Here is an 18,162-nt window from a genome sequence, read left to right on the forward strand (position 1 = left end):
CAAATGGTGACGCCAATCACTCGAGAACCGTGCAGTCCGCGCGACGCACTTCCTCGACGAAGGTGCGCATCTTGTAACCGTCCTTGATGCCCGGCTCCAGCTCGATGCCGCTGGAGACGTCCACGCCCCAGGGCAGGGTAGCCAGCACGGCGTCGTAGACGTTTTCCGGGTTCAGGCCGCCGGCCAACAGAAACGGCCGGTGCAGCCCGGTCGGGACGCGGCTCCAGTCGAAGGCCACGCCGGTACCGCCACCGCCGCCCGGCGCATGGCTGTCGAACAGGAAGCCGGCCGCGCTGGGGTAACGCAGCTGCAGGGTGCGGGCGTTGACCTCTTCACGCCCGCCCATGGCGATCGCCTTCAGGTACGGCATGTTGAAGCTGCGGCAGAAGCTCTCGTCTTCCTCACCGTGGAACTGCAGCAGGGTCGGCCGCACCGTGCGCAGCACTTCACGTACCTCTTCCTTGCTGTTGTTGCGGAACAGCGCCACCACGTCGACCATCGGCGCGATCGCCTGGCGCATCGCGCGGGCCTCGGCCGGGGCCACCCGGCGGCTGCTTTCACGGGCAAAGATGAAACCCACTGCGTCCACGCCCAGCTCACCGGCCAGGCGGACATCGCCGGCGCGGGTCATGCCACAGAACTTGATGCGCGTGCGGTAGTAGGAGCGGCTCATAGCGTGACCTCGGCGGGCAGATGCCAGTTGTCGGGGTACAGGGGCCCAAGGAACACCAGGCCCTGCGGCGGTGCGGTGGGACCGGCTACGGTGCGATCGCGCCCAGCCAGCAGTTCAGCGATCCATTCCACCGGTTTCTCGCCGCTGCCCACCAGGATCAACGAACCGACGATATTGCGGACCATGTGATGAAGGAATGCATTGCCCTGTACTGCGACCTCGATCACCTCGCCGTGGCGGCTGACCTGCAGCGACTGCAGTTCACGCCGTGCATGCCGCGCCTGGCACTGCACCGAGCGGAATGCATTGAAGTCATTCTCGCCAAGCAGGGCCTGCCCGGCAGTGTGCATGAGCGTTTCATCCAGCGCACGTCGCTCCCAGCTCAGGGTCTGCCGCTCCAGCGCCGGCCGCACCTCGCGGTTGAGCAGCCGATAGCGGTAGCGGCGCGCGCGTGCGGAGAAGCGGGCGTGGAAATCATCGGCGACCGGAACGCACCAGCGCACCGCGATCGAGCGCGGCAGGCGGGTGGTCGTGCCCAGCATCCAGGCGCGCGGGTCGCGCACCACGTCGGTATCGAAATGCACGACCTGGCATTGGCCATGTACGCCGGCATCGGTACGACCCGCACAGACCACCTGCAGCGGCGTATCCGCCACCGATGACAGGGCCTGTTCAAGACTGGCCTGCACGCTGGGGCCACCCTCGCCCAGGTTCTGCCAGCCTCGGAAATCGCTGCCGTCATACTCGACGCCAAGCGCGTAACGCATGTGCTACCTCGAAGTTTCGGAGGGGGTGACGCTCAGGCCGGGTCGCGCTCGGACCAGACCGCCAGTTCGTTGCCACCGGGCTCGACGAACTGGAAGCGGCTACCGCCGGGGAAAGAGAACACCGGGCGCACGATCGCACCGCCAGCATCACGCACGGCCGCTTCGACCGGCGCCAGTTGATCGGCATACAGCACCAGCAGCGGTGCACCACTCTCAGTGGCCCGCTGTGGCTGGCCGCGGAAGAATCCGCCCTGCAGGCGGCCGTCGTCGAAGGCGGTGTAATCGCTGCCGTAGTCGACGAATGACCAGCCAAACACCTTCTCGAAGAAAGCGCGGCTGGTGGCGGGATCGCTGGAGGCGAATTCGACGTAATCGATACGGTGCTCGCGGCTCATGGCACGGTCCTTGTCGGCAGGTTCGGTCACGGCAATCGCGCCAGCAGCTCGCGGGCCTGTGTCTGGCTGTGAGGATCGCCGCCTTCGGCGACTTCCAGCAGCAGGGTACGCGCCGTCTGTGCATCACCCAGGTCAAGATAGGCGATGGCCAGCTCCAGCCGTTCCTGGCCGGCACGTGGCGACCATCCAGCATCGCTGGCAGGCACAGCCTCCGTCGGTCCGACGTCATCGGGGTGCGCGTCATCGACACGGTCATGGTGGACGGCGTCGACCACGGCCTCGTGCGACTCCGCCGGCAGGTCGAATACGCCACGGAACTGCGGCTGTTGTTCGGCGTGCAGCGCATAGTCCGGCACCCCGACTTCGGCAGCGGGCGCCTGAACTACCGGTTCATCCGGGTGCTGTTCGACAACGAACCCGTCGTCATGCACGGACACCGGTTCGTCCCAGCGTGGCAGATCGGTCACTGCTGCAGGCAGCTCCACCACCTGTTCGGAGCGCAGCGTCTCATCCTGCCAGTCGGCCGGCGGAGCGTGGCCGGCCGTCGGTCCAGCATCTGCATCGCCCTGCGTTTCGGTTTCGGTAGCCCAGGCCGGCATCGCCGGCTCCTGGCGGCCCCCTTCAGCAACCACCGACGACCATGAAGACTGCTCGGCCAGGGTATCCAGCGCAGCACCGGCAGGTACCGCAGCGGCAAGCCCGGCGGCATCGTCTTCTTCACGCAGCGGCGGCAGGGGCGACGGCTTGCGACGGCGCAGCAGCCAGGCCGCAGCGGCCGCCAACAGCAACACCGGCAGCCCCAGCCAATACCACGGCGTTGCTGCGTCGCGTGCGCCCGGAGCCTGCGCCAGGCGCTGCTGCGCGGCGGCCAGATCATTGTCCTTCATGGCAATCAGCGATTGCTGCTGTTGCTTCAGTGCTTCCAGGTCGGCGACGCGCTGCTTCAGTTCGCCGATCTCGGCATCGCGGGTGGCGATGTCCTCACGCGCCTGGCGCAGTTGTTCGTTGCCCAGCATGTCACCCTCGCTGCCGGCAGCGGTGCCGGTGGTTGTGCCCGCATGCGCGGCGTCGGACGCCAGCGCCGGAGCGATCTCAAGTCGTGCCCCGTTGGCCGCAGCCGGGGAAGAATCGGTGGTCGCGACCGCCTTGGCAACCGGGGCAACCGTGCCCGCCGGTTGCGGCACGGTGCGCGCCTGTCGCCATTGCGCCACGTGCTCGCGCACCAGCGCGGCAGCCTCGGCGGCATCGACTGCCGCCAACGCATCGCTGCCCGGCATGCGCAGCACCGCGCCCTGCTTGAGCAGGTTCACGTTGCCACGAATGAAGGCTTCGGGATTGGCGCGCAGCAGGGCGATCATCGCGCGGTCGCGGCTGACCTGATTGCCTCGGGCAACTGCGCCTGCGATCTGAGACAGGGTCTGCCCACGCTGCACGGTAACGCTGCCATCGGCTGATGGCGCGGCGACCTGCGTGGCCGCTGCGCGCGGGCGTGCCGGTGCCGGTGCCGGTGCCGGTGCCGCAGCGGAAGCACGCACGGGCTCTGCCGCGCCTGCGGCTTCAGCCGCTGCAGGCTCAGGCGCTGCTTCACGCACGATGGTGTTGGACAGGGTGCCTGCAGGAGCAACGATCTCCGGTTCGGCCACGGCCAGTGCACTGGACGGAGCATCGACCAGCGCAGAGTACTCGCGCACCAGCCGACCCTGACCCCAGTCCGCTTCGATCAGGAAGCTCAGCGACGGGGTCTCGACCGGCGCCTGCGAGGTCACCCGCACCACCGCCCTGCCCTGCGTGTCGCGGGTCAGTTCGAACTGCAGTTCGCTGACCAGCCCGGTCGGCCGTTGCAGGCCTACGCGCTCGAAGGTAACCGGCGAAGCCAGCGCTACGCGCAGGTTTTCCAGCTCGGACGGGTCGGCCGAGACCACCGGGATTTCAGCCAGCAGGGGCTGGCCCGGCTTGGACAGGACACGGATGTCCCCCAAACCCAGGGCAAGCGCCGAACTGCTGGCCAGGGCCAGCAACGCGGCGGAAAGATAGCTGAGCGGACGTTTTGCGCCCTTGGCCCGTTTATTCATGGGCGACACTATAAAGCGTGCGGACCGGGGTCCGCACCCATATCGAGTCGAGCCCATGCTCGGCTGCACGGTCTGGTAGTGCCGGCCGCTGGCCGGCAAAGACGCACATCCCCCATCACGGCAATGCCGGCCAGCGGCCGGCACTACCGATGAGGCAACCGCGGTGATCAGCGCTGTTCGGCAGCGACCAGTTCGGCCAACTGCACGGCGTTCAGCGCTGCGCCCTTGCGCACGTTGTCCGACACGATCCACAGGTTCAGGCCGCGCGGATGCGACAGATCCTCACGGATGCGGCCGACGTACACCGCGTCGGTGCCCGAGGCGTGGGTGACCGGGGTCGGGTAACCACCGGCCTCGTGGCGATCAACCACTTCGATGCCCGGCGACTGCTCCAGCAGCGCGCGCGCTTCGGCGACGGTGACCTTGTCGCGGGTCTCGATCGCCACCGACTCGGAGTGGCCGTAGAACACCGGCACGCGCACTGCGGTCGGATTCACCAGGATGCTGTCGTCTCCGAGGATCTTGCGGGTCTCCCAGATCAGCTTCATCTCTTCCTTGGTGAAGCCGTTGTCCTGGAAATCATCGATGTGCGGGATCAGGTTGAAGGCGATCTGCACCGGGAAGCGCTGCGGGTCGATCTCCTGGAAGCTCAGCAGCTGGCCGGTCTGCTTGCCCAGCTCTTCGGTTGCCGAACGACCACCGCCGGACACCGACTGGTAGGTGGAGACGTTGATGCGCTCGATGCCGTACTTGCGGTGCAGCGGCGCCAGCGCCACCAGCATCTGCATGGTCGAGCAGTTCGGGTTGGCGATGATGCCGCGCGGACGGTTGGCGACCTGCTCCGGATTGACCTCGGACACCACCAGCGGCACGTCATCGTCGTAACGGAAGGCCGAGGAATTGTCGATCACCACCGCACCTGCCGCCGCGAACTTCGGCGCGTATTCCTTGGACACGCTGCCGCCAGCCGAGAACAGTGCGATCTCGACGCCGGTCGGATCGAAGGTGGCCAGGTCCTGGATCTTGACCTTCTGGCCGTTGAACTCGATCTCGCCGCCGGCCGAGCGCTCGGAGGCGAGGACGCTCAGGGTGCCGACCGGGAAATCACGCTCGGCCAGGATCGACAACATGGTCTCGCCAACCGCACCGGTGGCACCGACGACGGCGACGTGGAAACTGCGCTGTGCATTGCTCATGGGGGAAACTCTCACGAAAACGGGGATGGGGAAAAATCACGCACGACAGCTGGGTTCGGGGAACCTCCTCAAGCGGGATGCGCGGAGGTTCCCTATCGTTTCCCGGTTTTTTTGCCCAGAGTCACGCGCGCGGCCATCGCCGCGTCAGCGTTGATCGCGCTCGGCATGCGCGATGGGCTGCCGTCCAGGCCGAGCCCGGCAACCAGATTATCCACGGCCAGCTGTACCATCGCCGTGCGCGTAGCCAGCGACGCGCTGCCGATGTGCGGAGTCAGCACTACGTTGCGCAGCGCCAGCAGTTCCGGGCGCACCTTCGGCTCGCCTTCGTACACATCCAGGCCGGCTGCAGCGAGGCGGCCGCTGGCCAGTGCCTCGGCCAGCGCGATCTCATCGACCAGGCCACCTCGGGCGATGTTCACCAGCGTGGCCGACGGCTTCATCTTCGCCAGCGCCGCCGCATCGATCAGATGGTGCGAGGCCGCGGTATACGGCAGCACCAGCAACAGGTGGTCGGACTGCGCCAGCAGCGTATCCAGGTCCACATAGGTGGCGCCCACTTCCGCTTCGGTCGCGGCCGGAAGCTGCGAACGGTTGTGGTACAGCACCTTCATGCCGAAACCGTGCGCGCCGCGGCGGGCGACGCCCTGGCCGATGCGGCCCATGCCGAGGATGCCCAGCGTGCTGCCGTGGATGTCGGCACCGAGCATGGTCTGGAACGACCACTGCTGCCACTGCCCCTCGCGCAACCAGCGCTCGGATTCGGTGATGCGGCGCGCGGTGGCCATCAGCAGCGCGAAACCGAGATCGGCGGTGGTTTCAGTGAGAACGTCCGGGGTGTTGCTGGCGAGGATGCCGGCCGCACTGAGCGCGTCGACGTCCAGGTTGTTGTAGCCGACCCCGACATTGGCGATCACCTGCAGCTGCGTGGCATCGGCCAGCTGGGCCGCGCCGATGCGCTCGTTGAGGGTGATGATGGCGCCGTCGGCGCTGGCCAGCTGTTCGGCGATCTGGTCGGGCGTCCACGCGGTAACGGTATCGGTGGTGCGCAGCTGTACGCGATCGCGCAACGGCGCGATGGCCGCGTCGATCAGCGGCTGGCTCACCCATACCGTCGGCCGCGTATCAGCCATCGAACTGACCGGGAATACGCGGGGTGATGGTGCCGACATCGCCGCACTGCGCGCGATGGCGCAGCGCCTGGTCCATCAGCACCAGTGCCATCATCGCCTCGGCGATCGGCGTGGCGCGGATGCCAACGCAGGGATCGTGGCGACCGGTGGTGACCACCTCGACCACGTTGCCGGACGTGTCCAGCGACGGGCCAGGCAGGCGCAGGCTGGAAGTCGGCTTCAGCACGATCGAGGCGACCACCGGCTGGCCGGTGGAAATGCCGCCAAGGATGCCGCCGGCGTGATTGCTGGCAAAACCCTGCGGGGTCAGCAGGTCACGGTGTTCGGTGCCCTTCTGCACGGCGCTGGCGAAACCGTCGCCGATCTCCACGCCCTTGACCGCGTTGATGCTCATCAGCGCGGCGGCGAGGTCGCCGTCGAGCTTGCCGTAGATCGGCTCGCCCCAACCGGGCGGCACGTTGTCGGCGACCACGTCCACGCACGCGCCAACCGAATCACCGGACTTGCGCAGCGCATCCATGTACGCCTCCAGCTCCGGCACCTGCGCTGCATACGGCCAGAAGAACGGATTGTCTTCCACCGCCGACCAGTCGAAACCGGCCGGCGTGATCTCGCCCAACTGCGACAGGTAGCCACGCACGGTGACGCCGAAGCGCTCGGCCAGCCACTTCTTGGCGACCACACCGGCGGCCACGCGCATGGTGGTCTCGCGCGCCGAGGAACGGCCGCCGCCACGCGGGTCGCGGATGCCGTACTTGTGCCAGTAGCTGTAGTCGGCATGGCCCGGGCGGAACTGCTGGCCGATGTTGCTGTAATCCTTGCTGCGCTGATCCGTGTTGCGGATCAACAGCGCGATCGGGGTGCCGGTGGTCAGGCCCTCGTACACACCGGACAGGATCTCGATCTCATCGGCCTCGCGGCGCGCCGAGGTGTGCCGGCTCTTGCCGGTGGCACGGCGCTGCAGGTCGTGGGCGAACTCGGCCGCGTCCAGCGCCAGCCCCGGCGGGCAACCATCGATCACGCAGCCGATGGCCGGCCCGTGCGATTCGCCGAACGTGGTGACCGAAAACAGTTTGCCAAAGGTATTACTGGACATGGGAGACCGGGGGGATCGGGGGGATGGCGGGACCAGACAGCGCCGCGCGCAGCACCCGCGGCAGGTGTCGCGCGGCAACCAGCACCGGCAGCACCGTAAAACTCATCACGAACGCCATTGCACCCAGGCCCGTCGCATCACGCGACAAGCGGGTCCACAGCATCCACAGCGCAACCGCCGAGCCCAGCAGCAGGCCTGCGGCCAGCAACCGGGACAATCCACGCCGCCGTTGCAGGTCCGGCGTGGACATCACCGCGGCCAGAGTGACCGCCATGCCGCCCAGCAGACCGCTGGCGCCAAAGACAACGCCCTTGATGTGGTACCAGAGCTGTTCCCTCGGCGCTGCGGCATAGGTGCAGTTCATCGTATCGCCGGCATGACAGGCCACCCCGCTTTTCAGCGCGGCCAGCATGATGCCGACGGAAAACGGCAACAGCATCAGCATCGGCAACAGCAGGACCAGGTCGGTCCAGCAGATGCGCGACACCCTGGCCGTTCTATCGGGCATTGGCCAGCTCGGTGATGCGCGCGCTGTGCGCGATCAGCTCGCGGCATTCGACAGCGAAGATGCCCATCTGGCCAACCTTGAATTCGACCCAGGCGAAGTCGACTTCCGGCAGCAGCTTGATCAGGTGCTGCTCGGACTCGCCCACTTCACAGATCAGCAGGCCGTCTTCGCTCAGGTGCAGCGGCGCGTCACGCAGGATCTTCAGCACCAGGTCCAGGCCATCGTCGCCGGCACGCAGGCCCATCTCCGGCTCGTAGGAGTACTCCTGCGGCAGCGCATCGGTCTCGTCGTTGGTGACGTACGGCGGATTGGTGACGATCAGGTCGTAGTGGCGGCCGGTCAGGCCGTTGAACAGGTCCGACTTGAGCAGCGTGACGTTGTGCGCCTGCAGGCGCTCCTTGTTCTCTTCGGCCAGCGACAGCGCGTCATCGCTCAGGTCGACACCGTCCACCTCCCAGTTCGGGTAGTAGTGGCCCATGGCGATGGCGATGCAGCCCGACCCGGTGCACAGGTCCAGCGCGCGGCTGACATCGCGGCCGGCCAACCACGGCTCGAAGCCGCATTCGATCAGTTCGGCGATCGGCGAGCGCGGCACCAGGGCGCGCTTGTCGCTCTTGAAGCTCAAACCCGCAAACCAGGCTTCACCGGTCAGGTAAGCGGCCGGGATGCGTTCGTCGATACGACGCTGGAACAGGTCCAGCACGCGCAGCTTCTCCGCCTGCAGCAGGCGCGCCTGGCCATAGGCCGGGCCCAGATCGTGCGGCAGGTGCAGGCTGTGCAGCACCAGCTGGGTGGCCTCATCCAGCGCGTTGTCGTAGCTGTGCCCGAAGGTCAGTCCGGCTTCGTTGAAACGGCTGGTGCCGTAGCGGATCAGATCGATGATCGTGTGGAGTTCGGCGGCCGTTTCAGCGGTCATGGCGGTACTGCGGGCAAAGTGGCCCCCGATTATAGAGGCTGGCGCCCGCGGCGGCATCCGTTGCGGCAGAAACGATCGGGCCGCAGCCGGTATGATGGAGCCCACTTCGCGCGGGGGCTCCCATGTTCAATCGCAACGCCGGCATCATCCTGCTGATCGCCCTGGCGGCGGGTCTCGGCCTGCTGGCGGCCCAGCAGGTGTTTGCGCCGAAACCGCCGGCCAATGCCCCGGCCACCGAAGCGATCACCCTGTACCCGCATACCCGTGAACTGCCCGACTTCAACCTGGCCCAGTCCGACGGCACCCGCCTGATACCGGGTGAGCTGAAGGGCCACTGGACCCTGGTGTTCCTGGGCTTCACCTTCTGCCCCGACGTCTGCCCGACCACCCTGGCCGAGCTGGCCGCTGCCCAGAACCAGTGGGAGGCCCTGCCCGACAGCCTGCGCCCGCGCGTGCTGTTCATCTCGGTCGACCCGGATCGCGACAGCGCCACCCGCCTGGGCGAGTACGTGCACGGTTTCCACAAGGACACCCTGGCCGCCACCGCCGACATTCCCTCGCTGGAGCGCTTCGCCACCTCGCTGGGCTTCGTGTTCCAGAAGGTGCCGGGCAAGCACTTCGACGAGAACCCTGAGGATTACACCGTCGAGCATTCGGCCAGCCTGGCCGTGCTCGACCCGCAGGGCCGCCTTGCCGGCCTGGTGCGGCCCCCGTTCAACGCGCCGGCCATTGCCCGCGACCTGCAGAAGCTGACCGAGAAAACCGCCCCATGAGCCTCACCACCGCCCTGACGTACGCCCTGCCCCACCGCCTGCTGTCCTCGATGGCGCGTTCGCTGGCGTACTCGGACGATCCGCGCGTATCGCGCTGGCTGATCGACACGGTCACCCGCAAGTTCAACGTCAATCTGGACGAAGCGGCCAACCCAGACCCGCGCAGCTATGCGACCTTCAACCAGTTCTTCACCCGTGCGCTGAAGCCGGGCGCGCGCGTGGCCGATGCCGATCCGCGCAGCCTGGTGATGCCGGCCGATGGCCGCGTCAGCCAGCTGGGGAAGATCGAGGCCGGTCGCATCTTCCAGGCCAAGGGCCAATCGTTCACCGCTGCCGAACTGCTGGGCAGTGACGAGGACGCCAAGCCGTACAACGACGGTCTGTACGCCACCGTGTACCTGTCACCGCGCGACTACCACCGCGTGCACATGCCGTGGACCGGCACCCTGCGCGAAACCGTGCACGTGCCAGGCCGCCTGTTCAGCGTCGGTCCGGCCGCAGTGAAGGGCGTGCCGCGCCTGTTCGCACGCAACGAGCGCCTGGTCTGTCATTTCGACACCAGCTTCGGCCCGATGGTGAGCGTGATGGTCGGTGCCCTGCTGGTGTCCGGCGTGGAAACCGTGTGGAGCGGCGAGGAGATTCCGGCCTACGGTGATCGGATCACCCGCAAGGATTTCCGCGGCCAGGGCATCCAGCTGGAGCGCTTCGCCGAGATGGCACGCTTCAACTACGGCTCGACCGTGATCGTGCTACTGCCGCCGGGCGTGGCCGAGTTCGCTCCGCAGCTGGGCGCGGAAAGCCCGGTGCAGCTGGGCCAGGCGCTGGCGAAGCTGCGCTGAGACTTCGGTAGTGCCGGCCGCTGGCCGGCATCTCCGTTGATCCAACGCGTCGAGCATTGCCGGCCAGCGGCCGGCACTACCGGTACACGCCCTACTGCAGGGCCGGGGCCGGGCCGACGTCCATGCCGTCGTAGTCTTCCACGCCCTTTTCCGCGGCCAGGGCAGCGAACTCCTGGTTGCGGCGGTCCAGCGACGCTTCGTCGTGGATTTCCACGCGCTCCACATGCAGCACATGGAACGGCGCCCCGCCTTCTTCCGGCTCCTGCTCGAACAGTTCAACGAAGCTGTAGCCCTGCGCCTGCAGATGATCCGCCAGCGCCTGCAACGGCTCGGCCGTGGAGTGGACGAAGAAATACCCCCACAGCAACGGACCGTTGATGTCCCAGTCGGTGTTTTCGCGGAGGTTGGCGAACAGGTTGCGGGTGTCTTCGAGGTCCATGCGGGTTCCAGGGGTCGTGGGGGATTACTTGTCGCAGCCCTGCAGCTTCAGCGTCTGGCCGTGGCGCAGGCTGTAGGCCGGGGCCTTCAGGCCGTTGGCGCGGGCCAGGGTCGGCACGTCGCACTGGAACTTCGCGGCAATGGCGCCCAGGGTCTCACCCCGGCCCACCTTGTGGCTGCGCACCGGCTTCGGCCGCGCCGCCGGGCGCGGTGTGGCCACCGGAGCGACGGGCGTAGTCGGCACACTGGTGGACGCGGCGGCATCGGCCACCGGCACCACGCCACCCACGGCCACGCTGCCGGTGTAGCTGGCCGCGGTCGGGCGCTTGATCGCCGCGTTCAGATCGGCGGTGATCAGCGTGCGGGCGAGGTCGGCACGCGGGCCACTGACGCAGTTGCGCTGGTACAGGCCGGCGATGCGGGTGGTGGCGTTGATCAGCGTACCGGCCGGAATCCAGCCATCGGCTTCATAGCGCGGGTTGAGGTTTCGCAGCGCGCGCATGTAGCCATCGCGGGTGCCATGGCTGCCCAGGCAGATGGTCAGTTCGTAGATGGTGGTGGACTTGGCCAGGCGCAGCGTGGCGGGCTGCGCACTGATCTTCGGCAGTTCCACGCCGTACTGCTGCGGGTGCAGGAAGATCCAGGCCGCGGCGATCACCATCGGCACGTAGTCCTTGGTCTCACCAGGGAACTGGTTGTAGACGCTGTCGGTCCAGAAGCTCTGGCCACCGCTCTGCTTGAACACGCGTGCGGCACGGCCTTCGCCACCGTTGTAGGCGGCCACCGACATTTCCACGTTGTTGTTCAGTTCGCGCAGGCGCTCGTTGAGGTAGCTGGCACTGGCCTCGGCGGCGCTGCGCGCGTCGAAGCGGGTATCGAAGCCGGTGCCGTCCGGGCCGAGGCCGAAGCGGCGGCCGGTGGCCGGCATGAACTGCATCAGGCCGGCGGCGCCGGCGCGCGAGGACGCATGCACGCGGCCGTTGGATTCCTTGGCCATGATGCCGAACAGCAGCGCCTCGGGCAGGCCACGCTTCTCCCACTCCGGCCACATCACCGCACGCAGGTTCTGGTAGTTCTCGTAGCTGGTCAGCAGCGCCGGGCGCATGTCGGTCAGCCAACGGCGGATACCGGCCTGCACCGCCGGGTTGTACTCGACCATGGTGTCGAAGGCGTGCCGCTTGTCGTTCAGCAGTGCGGCCGCGCGGGCGGCCTCGGGCACGTCAGCAGTGAGCGGGCCGATATGGTCGGGGTCGGCTTCCAGTCGGTCGCCACCTTCATCGGCCACATCATCACTGGCAGCAGCATCGGCATCGTGCTTGAGCAGGCGCTTGTAGCTGGCCAGCAGGGTGCCCATCTGGCAGCCCTTCTGCTTCACGCAGTCGTTGAGGACATCTTCCATGTCCTCCAGCGCGGCGTCGGCCTCGTTGCTGCCTTTCGGGTCAGCATTGGCGACCAGCAGCAGCGCATCGCTGTAGCGCTTCTCGGCGGCGGTCATGCGCTGCTGCAGCGCATCCACCTTCACCTTGTCCCGGGCCGAGACCCGCTGTGCATGGGCATCGGGTGCCAGGGAAACCAGGCCGGCCAGGGCCAGCAGCGGCCAACCGCGGGAAATCAGGACAGGAACGGGCATTGATGGCACTGTGTGCGAAACAGGCAGGCAGAGTAGCGGCGCCGCCAAGGTCCGGGCAAGCGGACCTTCGGACCGTCACCGCCGGCGGTTAACATTGGGCTATTCACCACAAGGGCTGGACCATGGATCCGATTCTGCTCGGCAAAGGCATCACCGACGATGTTGCCGTCACCCTGCTGCCGAAACTGGGCAACCGTCACGGTCTGGTGGCCGGCGCTACTGGCACCGGCAAGACGGTGACCCTGATGACCCTGGCCGAGGGCTTCTCGCGGCTGGGCGTGCCGGTGTTCCTGGCCGATGTGAAGGGCGATGTGTCCGGTCTGGCCGTGCCCGGCACCGGTGCCGAGAACCTGCTGGCGCGTGCCGCCGAGATCGGCGTGGCCGACTATGCGCCGGCCGCCAGCCCCACCATTTTCTGGGACCTGTACGGCAAGCTCGGCCACCCGGTGCGCACCACGGTGAGCGAGATGGGCCCGACCCTGCTGGCGCGCATCCTCGAGTTGAACGATACCCAGGCCGGCGTGCTCGACATCGTCTTCAAGCTGGCCGACGACCGTGGCCTGCTGCTGCTGGACATGGACGATCTGCGCGCCCTGCTTGGGCTGGTGGCCGAGGAGCGCAAGGACATCTCCACCGAGTACGGCCTGGTCAGCGCGCAGTCCATCGCTGCGATCCAGCGATCGGTGCTGCGCCTGGCGCAGGATGGCGGCGAGAACTTCTTCGGTGAGCCGGCCCTGGAACTGGCCGACATCATGCGGGTCAATCACGACGGCCGCGGCGTGATCGGCATCCTCGCCGCCGACCAGCTGGTGCTCAAGCCGAAGCTGTATTCCACCTTCCTGCTGTGGCTGCTGTCGGAGCTGTTCGAGCAGTTGCCGGAGGTGGGTGACCTGGACAAGCCGAAGCTGGTCTTCATCTTCGACGAGGCCCACCTGTTGTTCGACGATGCACCGCCGTCGTTGGTACAGCGCATCGAGCAGGTGGTGCGCCTGATCCGCTCCAAGGGCGTAGGCGTGTACTTCTGCTCGCAGTTCCCGGACGACGTGCCGGGCAACATCCTCGGTCAGCTGGGCAACCGCGTGCAGCACGCGCTGCGTGCGTTCACCCCGCGCGACCAGAAGGCGGTGAAGACCGCGGCCGAAACCTTCGTACCCAATCCGAAACTGGACGTGGTGAAGGTACTGAGCCAGCTCGGCACCGGTGAAGCGCTGGTATCCACCCTGCAGGACAAGGGGGTACCGATGCCGGTGCAGCAGACGATGATCGCGCCGCCCCGCTGCCGGATGGGGCCGATCACCGACGCCGAACGTGCACAGGTACGTGCGGGAAGCCCGGTCGGTGCCCGCTACGATACCGCGATCAACCGCGAATCGGCGGCCGAACTGCTGGCACAACGTGCGCAGAAGGCGGTTGAGAAAGCAGAGGCCCCCGCGGCCCGCAGCCGTGAGCAGGACGAGGCGCAGGAAGGTGGCTTCGGCCAGTCGATCAAGGACGCGATCTTCGGCACCAAGCGCCGCCAGGGCATGATCGAGACCATGGCCAAGCAGACCACGCGCACGGTCGGCACCAAGTTGGGCAACCAGATCGTGCGCGGCATTCTGGGCGGGATTTTCGGCGGCAAGCGTTGATGTGATCTGCCGCTGCCGGGGTCAGAGCCCTTTCCGCTGGAAAGGGATCCGACCGCACTCCCTCTATCGCTCCCTCTCTCGAAAAGAAGTCGTATTGCATGTCCCGTTGGCGCCCCCCTGCAGAGAAGAGTACCGCCCTGATCACCGCCTCCGGCCATGCCCGGTTGAAGGCTGAACTGGATGACCTGTGGCGCGTACGACGCCCGGAAGTAGTGAAGGCGCTGGCCGCCGCCGCCGCAGAGGGTGACCGCTCGGAGAATGCCGAGTACACCTACCGCAAGAAGCAGCTGGGTGAGATCGACCGCCGCGTACGCTACCTGACCAAACGGCTGGAATCGCTGCGCGTGGTCGACACCACGCCGACCGATCCGCAGGCGGTGTTCTTCGGCGCGTGGGTGGATCTGGAGAACGTGGACAGCGGGGAGGCCAGCCGCTATCGCATTGTCGGCCCGGATGAGACCGACGCAGGCCTGGGCTGGATCAGCATCGACTCACCGCTGGCGCGGGCACTGCTGAAGAAGCGGTTGGATGACGAATTCTCGGTGGAACTGCCGAGCGGGCCGCACACTTTTGCGGTGATCGGCGTCGAATACGAGCCTGTGTAGCGTCGAGCCATGCTCGACTTCGCTGTCAATGTAAAGGCGAGCCCACGCTCGACTTCGCTGTCACTGTAGAGCCGAGCCCACGCTCGGCTGATGAGCCACGCAGTCGAGCATGGCTCGACTCTACAGAAGCAACAGCGGCATCGGGTACTGGCGGCCGGCGCGCAGCGGGCGGAAATAGTCAGCATCTGCGTAGAAGGCAGCGTCCTGTCCCTTATGCCAACCCGCGATTCCAGCCAACGGCAGCGGACGCAGCTGCAAGGGATCGGTGACTGCCCTGCCCTCGGCGATGGCCACAGTCACCGCATCAACGCAGACCTCATCGCCATCCCCCTGCACCACCACGCACTTGCCCACCAGCCGACGATCCGGCAGCAGCGCCTGCTCCATCAGTGCGTGCCCGAATACCGCAGCGACGGCGATGTCGCCGCTGAGCCAATATCTCGATTCAAACAGTGCATGCCAGTCGTGCACATCCCAGGCAGCCAGCAACGTGTGATTGCGCACGCGCACGATCACGCCGGTTTCGTCGAACTGGGTCAACGCGGCCTGCGCACGGTTGCGCTGGCCCGGCGGCATGGATGCCATATGCCTGCACTGCTGCACATTGAGCGCCTGCTTGAGCTGCGGGTAACGGGCCCATACCAGTGCATTGAACAGGTCATGCCAGTTGTCGGCGCGGGTGGCGATGCGTCCCTGTGCGATGCGGGCTTCGTAGTGCAGGCCGTCGGCCAGCAGCGTGGCATCCTGCTCGACCAGATGCTTACCTGGCAGCGCGAGGCGTGTCTCAAGCGCTGCAATGGACGGCCACTCGGGGCTGGCCAGCAGATCATGGACGTCGCGCAATCCGGCGAACACCGGGTGCGCGAACACCTGCGGATCGACCGCCGCACGCGGCGGCGGCACGAAGCGGCGGACACCGCTGCCGTCACCGGCGGCGGTCGTCGCTGCGGTCACAGCACCTTGAGGTCGAGCACCGGGCGGGCCGCAGACGGCAGCGCGTCACCGTACAGGTCGTGCTCGTCGCTCTCGGTGATCTCCACGTCGACGAACTCACCCACGCGCAGCGGCACCTGGTCGGCATTCTGGATGTGCACCAGACCGTCGATCTCCGGTGCATCGGCCTTGGAGCGGGCTACGGCGATATCGCCTTCGATGGCATCGACCAGGCACTGCTGCACGGTGCCGATCTTGGCCTCCAGCCGCGCAGCGGAAATCTGCGCCTGCTTTTCCATGAAGCGGGCCAGGCGCTCCTGCTTCACCTCTTCCGGCACTGCATCGGGCAGATCGTTGGCGGTGGCACCTTCAACCGGCGAATAGGCGAACGCGCCCACCCGGTCCAGCTGCGCTTCGTCGAGGAACGACAGCAGTTCCTCGAATTCGGCCTCAGTCTCGCCCGGAAAACCGACGATGAAGGTCGAGCGCACGGTGATGTCCGGCGCGATACGGCGCCAGTTCTGCACGCGCTCCAGGGTCTTCTCGACCGCACCGGGGCGCTTCATCAGGCGCAGGATGCGCGGGCTGGCGTGCTGGAACGGGATGTCCAGGTACGGCAGGATGCGGTTCTCGGCCATCAGCGGCACCACCTCGTCCACGTGCGGGTACGGGTAGACGTAGTGCATGCGCACCCAGGCATCGAGTTCGGACAAGCCTTCGCACAGTGCCTTCAGGCGGGTCTGGTAGGCCTTGTCGCGCCACATCTTCTCGGCGTATTTCACATCCACGCCGTAGGCCGAAGTGTCCTGCGACACCACCAGCAATTCGCGCACGCCGCCACGTACCAGGCGCTCGGCTTCGCGCAGCACTTCATCCACCGGGCGCGAGACCAGCTTGCCGCGCATCGACGGGATGATGCAGAAGCTGCACTTGTGGTTGCAGCCTTCGGAAATTTTCAGGTAAGCGTAGTGGCGCGGGGTCAGCTTGATGCCGTAGTCGGGCACCAGGTCCACGAACGGATCGTGCTTGGGCGGCAGCGCAGCGTGCACCGCTTCCATCACGCTCTGGTAGTCCTGCGGGCCGGACACCGCCAGCACGTTCGGGTAGGCCTCGCGGATCTGCTCCGGGCGCTTGCCCAGGCAGCCAGTGACGATGACCTTGCCGTTCTGGTTCATCGCCTCGCCGATGGCATCCAGCGATTCGGTCACCGCCGAATCGATGAAGCCGCAGGTGTTGACCACCACCACATCGGCCGAATCGTAGGACGGGACGATGTCGTATCCCTCAGACCGCAACTGGGTGAGGATGCGCTCGGAATCGACAAGAGCCTTCGGGCAGCCAAGGCTGACGAAGCCGACTTTGGGGTTCAGCTGGGACATGGAATCGCGGGACTCTGGGGGCCTGGGCCCCTGCCGTCGTGGCAGGGGTTCCTGGGGGCCGGGGCCTGAAAGGGCGCCAGTATACCGGGGTTGGCGGCCGCGCTCTGAATGGCCCTCGACGCGGCCCCTCCATGCAAAATGAGGGTCTCCTCGACCCACCACCAGCGATATGCAACGAAGGGCGAGTTGGACGCTTTCCTGGCCACTATCAATGATGGCCGCATCCCCGCCGGCTCCGTCCTGATCGCTGAACATCTCGATCGTCTGAGCCCCGCTGAGCCCATTCAGCGCGGTCGACCTAGATCGTCAATGCCGGGATCACGATGGCAACCGCCGGCGACGGCCGCGATTGCAACCGCGCTTGGCTCAAGGGCGCGGCCTATGGACCGGCCTACAGCCTGCTGGTGATGATCCGTGCCCATGAGGAGTCGGACACCAAGAGCAAACGCGTTCGCGCTGCCATCCACCGCAATGCAAGGGATGGCAGAATGACCTGGCGCGGCGTCATCCGGAACAGCAAGGACCCTTGCTGGACCCGGAGACCAAGACGTTTCAGCTCGTGCCAAGCGAGCCGAGGCGGCAAAGCTGGCCATCCGGATGTTCAGGGACAGCCACGGGGCGGTCAGGATCATGCGCACCCTTGCCGAAGAAGGCCTACAGTTGACCAGAAGCTGGCCCTCATTCAAGAGGTCCTCGATCACGACCCCCAGCACATCCTGCTGCTTAGGGTTGAGTGCAGCACGACTTAGCGCCACATACCTTCTGAGTTAGAAAAAATCCCCTACTCGAAGCCGTTGTCACGCATAAATCGATACATGCCCCCTACCGACACGTTCCGATTTTTCGATTGCCTCTGGTTAGAGCGCGTCGTAGCCAGGCTGTGTAAATTGGTCCTGCGCTCCACACCTTCTCAGAAATCCACATTCGACCCATACGCCTAGCAGTCCGCTGCTCCCGCCGCGCATTGCCGGCGGAAGCCTAAACTCCGCCATCACCTCAGCGAAAGTTACACGCTCGCCAATTCGAAGCCGCTCGTCCCGCAGCCAATCGGTCATATGGTCGTTCAACTGCATCAACTGCTGGCTCATCGATAGCCCTCCTTAGAAAAAGGATTCTATCTATTACCGAGCTGCGGCACGAGTAACATTCAGGATGCCTCAAAGTATATTTCAGATACCATTCGG

Annotated in this window: 17 protein-coding genes; 4 read left to right on the plus strand and 13 right to left on the minus strand. The window is 66.4% G+C overall.

Features of this window, described 5'->3' with window-relative positions; genetic code table 11:
- Positions 1-16: 16 nt before the first annotated feature.
- The 9 genes from ABR323_RS15885 to prmB all read right to left on the minus strand — a co-directional run bounded on the left by ABR323_RS15885 (position 17) and on the right by prmB (position 8,753).
- Positions 17-673, minus strand: a complete 657-nt coding sequence (locus ABR323_RS15885) for a phosphoribosylanthranilate isomerase (protein WP_135274607.1) — start codon at positions 671-673, stop codon at positions 17-19.
- Positions 670-1,440: a tRNA pseudouridine(38-40) synthase TruA gene (gene truA, locus ABR323_RS15890; RefSeq protein WP_439449990.1), complete on the minus strand. Its 771-nt coding sequence runs from the start codon at positions 1,438-1,440 to the stop codon at positions 670-672. Before truA ends, ABR323_RS15885 begins: the two co-directional genes overlap by 4 nt.
- Before the next feature lie 32 nt (positions 1,441-1,472).
- A complete protein-coding gene (locus ABR323_RS15895) occupies positions 1,473-1,835 on the minus strand; it encodes a VOC family protein (protein ID WP_439450017.1) in 363 nt (120 codons plus the stop codon).
- A 26-nt stretch (positions 1,836-1,861) separates the two neighbouring features.
- A complete protein-coding gene (locus tag ABR323_RS15900) occupies positions 1,862-3,907 on the minus strand; it encodes a FimV/HubP family polar landmark protein (protein WP_439449991.1) in 2,046 nt (681 codons plus the stop codon).
- A 167-nt stretch (positions 3,908-4,074) separates the two neighbouring features.
- Positions 4,075-5,103 carry an aspartate-semialdehyde dehydrogenase gene (locus tag ABR323_RS15905; RefSeq protein WP_135274611.1) on the minus strand — a complete coding sequence of 343 codons (1,029 nt, stop codon included), beginning with the start codon at positions 5,101-5,103 and terminating at the stop codon, positions 4,075-4,077.
- A 92-nt stretch (positions 5,104-5,195) separates the two neighbouring features.
- The gene (locus ABR323_RS15910) at positions 5,196-6,233 is read right to left on the minus strand and encodes a 2-hydroxyacid dehydrogenase (RefSeq protein WP_439449992.1); all 1,038 of its coding nucleotides are present in this window, start codon (positions 6,231-6,233) and stop codon (positions 5,196-5,198) included.
- Positions 6,226-7,329 (minus strand): chorismate synthase, encoded by a 1,104-nt coding sequence (gene aroC / locus ABR323_RS15915; protein ID WP_439449993.1) that lies wholly within the window; start codon positions 7,327-7,329, stop codon positions 6,226-6,228. The genes ABR323_RS15910 and aroC overlap by 8 nt, the downstream gene beginning before the upstream one ends.
- On the minus strand, positions 7,319-7,774 hold the full coding sequence (locus ABR323_RS15920; protein WP_135274614.1) for a hypothetical protein: 456 nt from the start codon (positions 7,772-7,774) through the stop codon (positions 7,319-7,321). The genes aroC and ABR323_RS15920 overlap by 11 nt, the downstream gene beginning before the upstream one ends.
- Before the next feature lie 52 nt (positions 7,775-7,826).
- On the minus strand, positions 7,827-8,753 hold the full coding sequence (prmB, locus tag ABR323_RS15925) for a 50S ribosomal protein L3 N(5)-glutamine methyltransferase (RefSeq protein WP_439449994.1): 927 nt from the start codon (positions 8,751-8,753) through the stop codon (positions 7,827-7,829).
- A gap of 122 nt (positions 8,754-8,875) precedes the next feature.
- On the opposite strand from prmB, the gene ABR323_RS15930 reads away from it, so the two are divergent.
- Positions 8,876-9,526, plus strand: a complete 651-nt coding sequence (locus tag ABR323_RS15930) for an SCO family protein (RefSeq protein WP_439449995.1) — start codon at positions 8,876-8,878, stop codon at positions 9,524-9,526.
- Positions 9,523-10,365 carry an archaetidylserine decarboxylase gene (asd, locus tag ABR323_RS15935; protein ID WP_135274617.1) on the plus strand — a complete coding sequence of 281 codons (843 nt, stop codon included), beginning with the start codon at positions 9,523-9,525 and terminating at the stop codon, positions 10,363-10,365. The genes ABR323_RS15930 and asd overlap by 4 nt, the downstream gene beginning before the upstream one ends.
- Positions 10,366-10,456: 91 nt before the next feature.
- Here asd and ABR323_RS15940 read toward each other — a convergent pair whose 3' ends face one another.
- A complete protein-coding gene (locus ABR323_RS15940) occupies positions 10,457-10,804 on the minus strand; it encodes a ribonuclease E inhibitor RraB (protein ID WP_439449996.1) in 348 nt (115 codons plus the stop codon).
- 24 nt (positions 10,805-10,828) lie between these two features.
- Positions 10,829-12,433, minus strand: coding sequence for a transglycosylase SLT domain-containing protein (locus tag ABR323_RS15945; protein ID WP_071228772.1), 1,605 nt, complete (start codon positions 12,431-12,433; stop codon positions 10,829-10,831).
- Between the two features lie 122 nt (positions 12,434-12,555).
- On the opposite strand from ABR323_RS15945, the gene ABR323_RS15950 reads away from it, so the two are divergent.
- Positions 12,556-14,061, plus strand: coding sequence for a helicase HerA-like domain-containing protein (locus ABR323_RS15950; protein WP_439449997.1), 1,506 nt, complete (start codon positions 12,556-12,558; stop codon positions 14,059-14,061).
- Between the two features lie 98 nt (positions 14,062-14,159).
- Positions 14,160-14,666, plus strand: coding sequence for a transcription elongation factor GreB (gene greB / locus ABR323_RS15955; RefSeq protein WP_439449998.1), 507 nt, complete (start codon positions 14,160-14,162; stop codon positions 14,664-14,666).
- A gap of 120 nt (positions 14,667-14,786) precedes the next feature.
- Here greB and ABR323_RS15960 read toward each other — a convergent pair whose 3' ends face one another.
- Both ABR323_RS15960 and rimO read right to left on the minus strand, forming a co-directional pair.
- Positions 14,787-15,620, minus strand: coding sequence for a DUF3025 domain-containing protein (locus ABR323_RS15960; RefSeq protein WP_439449999.1), 834 nt, complete (start codon positions 15,618-15,620; stop codon positions 14,787-14,789).
- Positions 15,617-16,978, minus strand: a complete 1,362-nt coding sequence (gene rimO, locus ABR323_RS15965) for a 30S ribosomal protein S12 methylthiotransferase RimO (protein ID WP_439450000.1) — start codon at positions 16,976-16,978, stop codon at positions 15,617-15,619. The genes ABR323_RS15960 and rimO overlap by 4 nt, the downstream gene beginning before the upstream one ends.
- Positions 16,979-18,162: the final 1,184 nt, after the last annotated feature.

This window comes from Stenotrophomonas sp. ATs4 (assembly GCF_051861585.1).
Classification (GTDB): Bacteria; Pseudomonadota; Gammaproteobacteria; order Xanthomonadales; family Xanthomonadaceae; genus Stenotrophomonas; species Stenotrophomonas maltophilia_AS.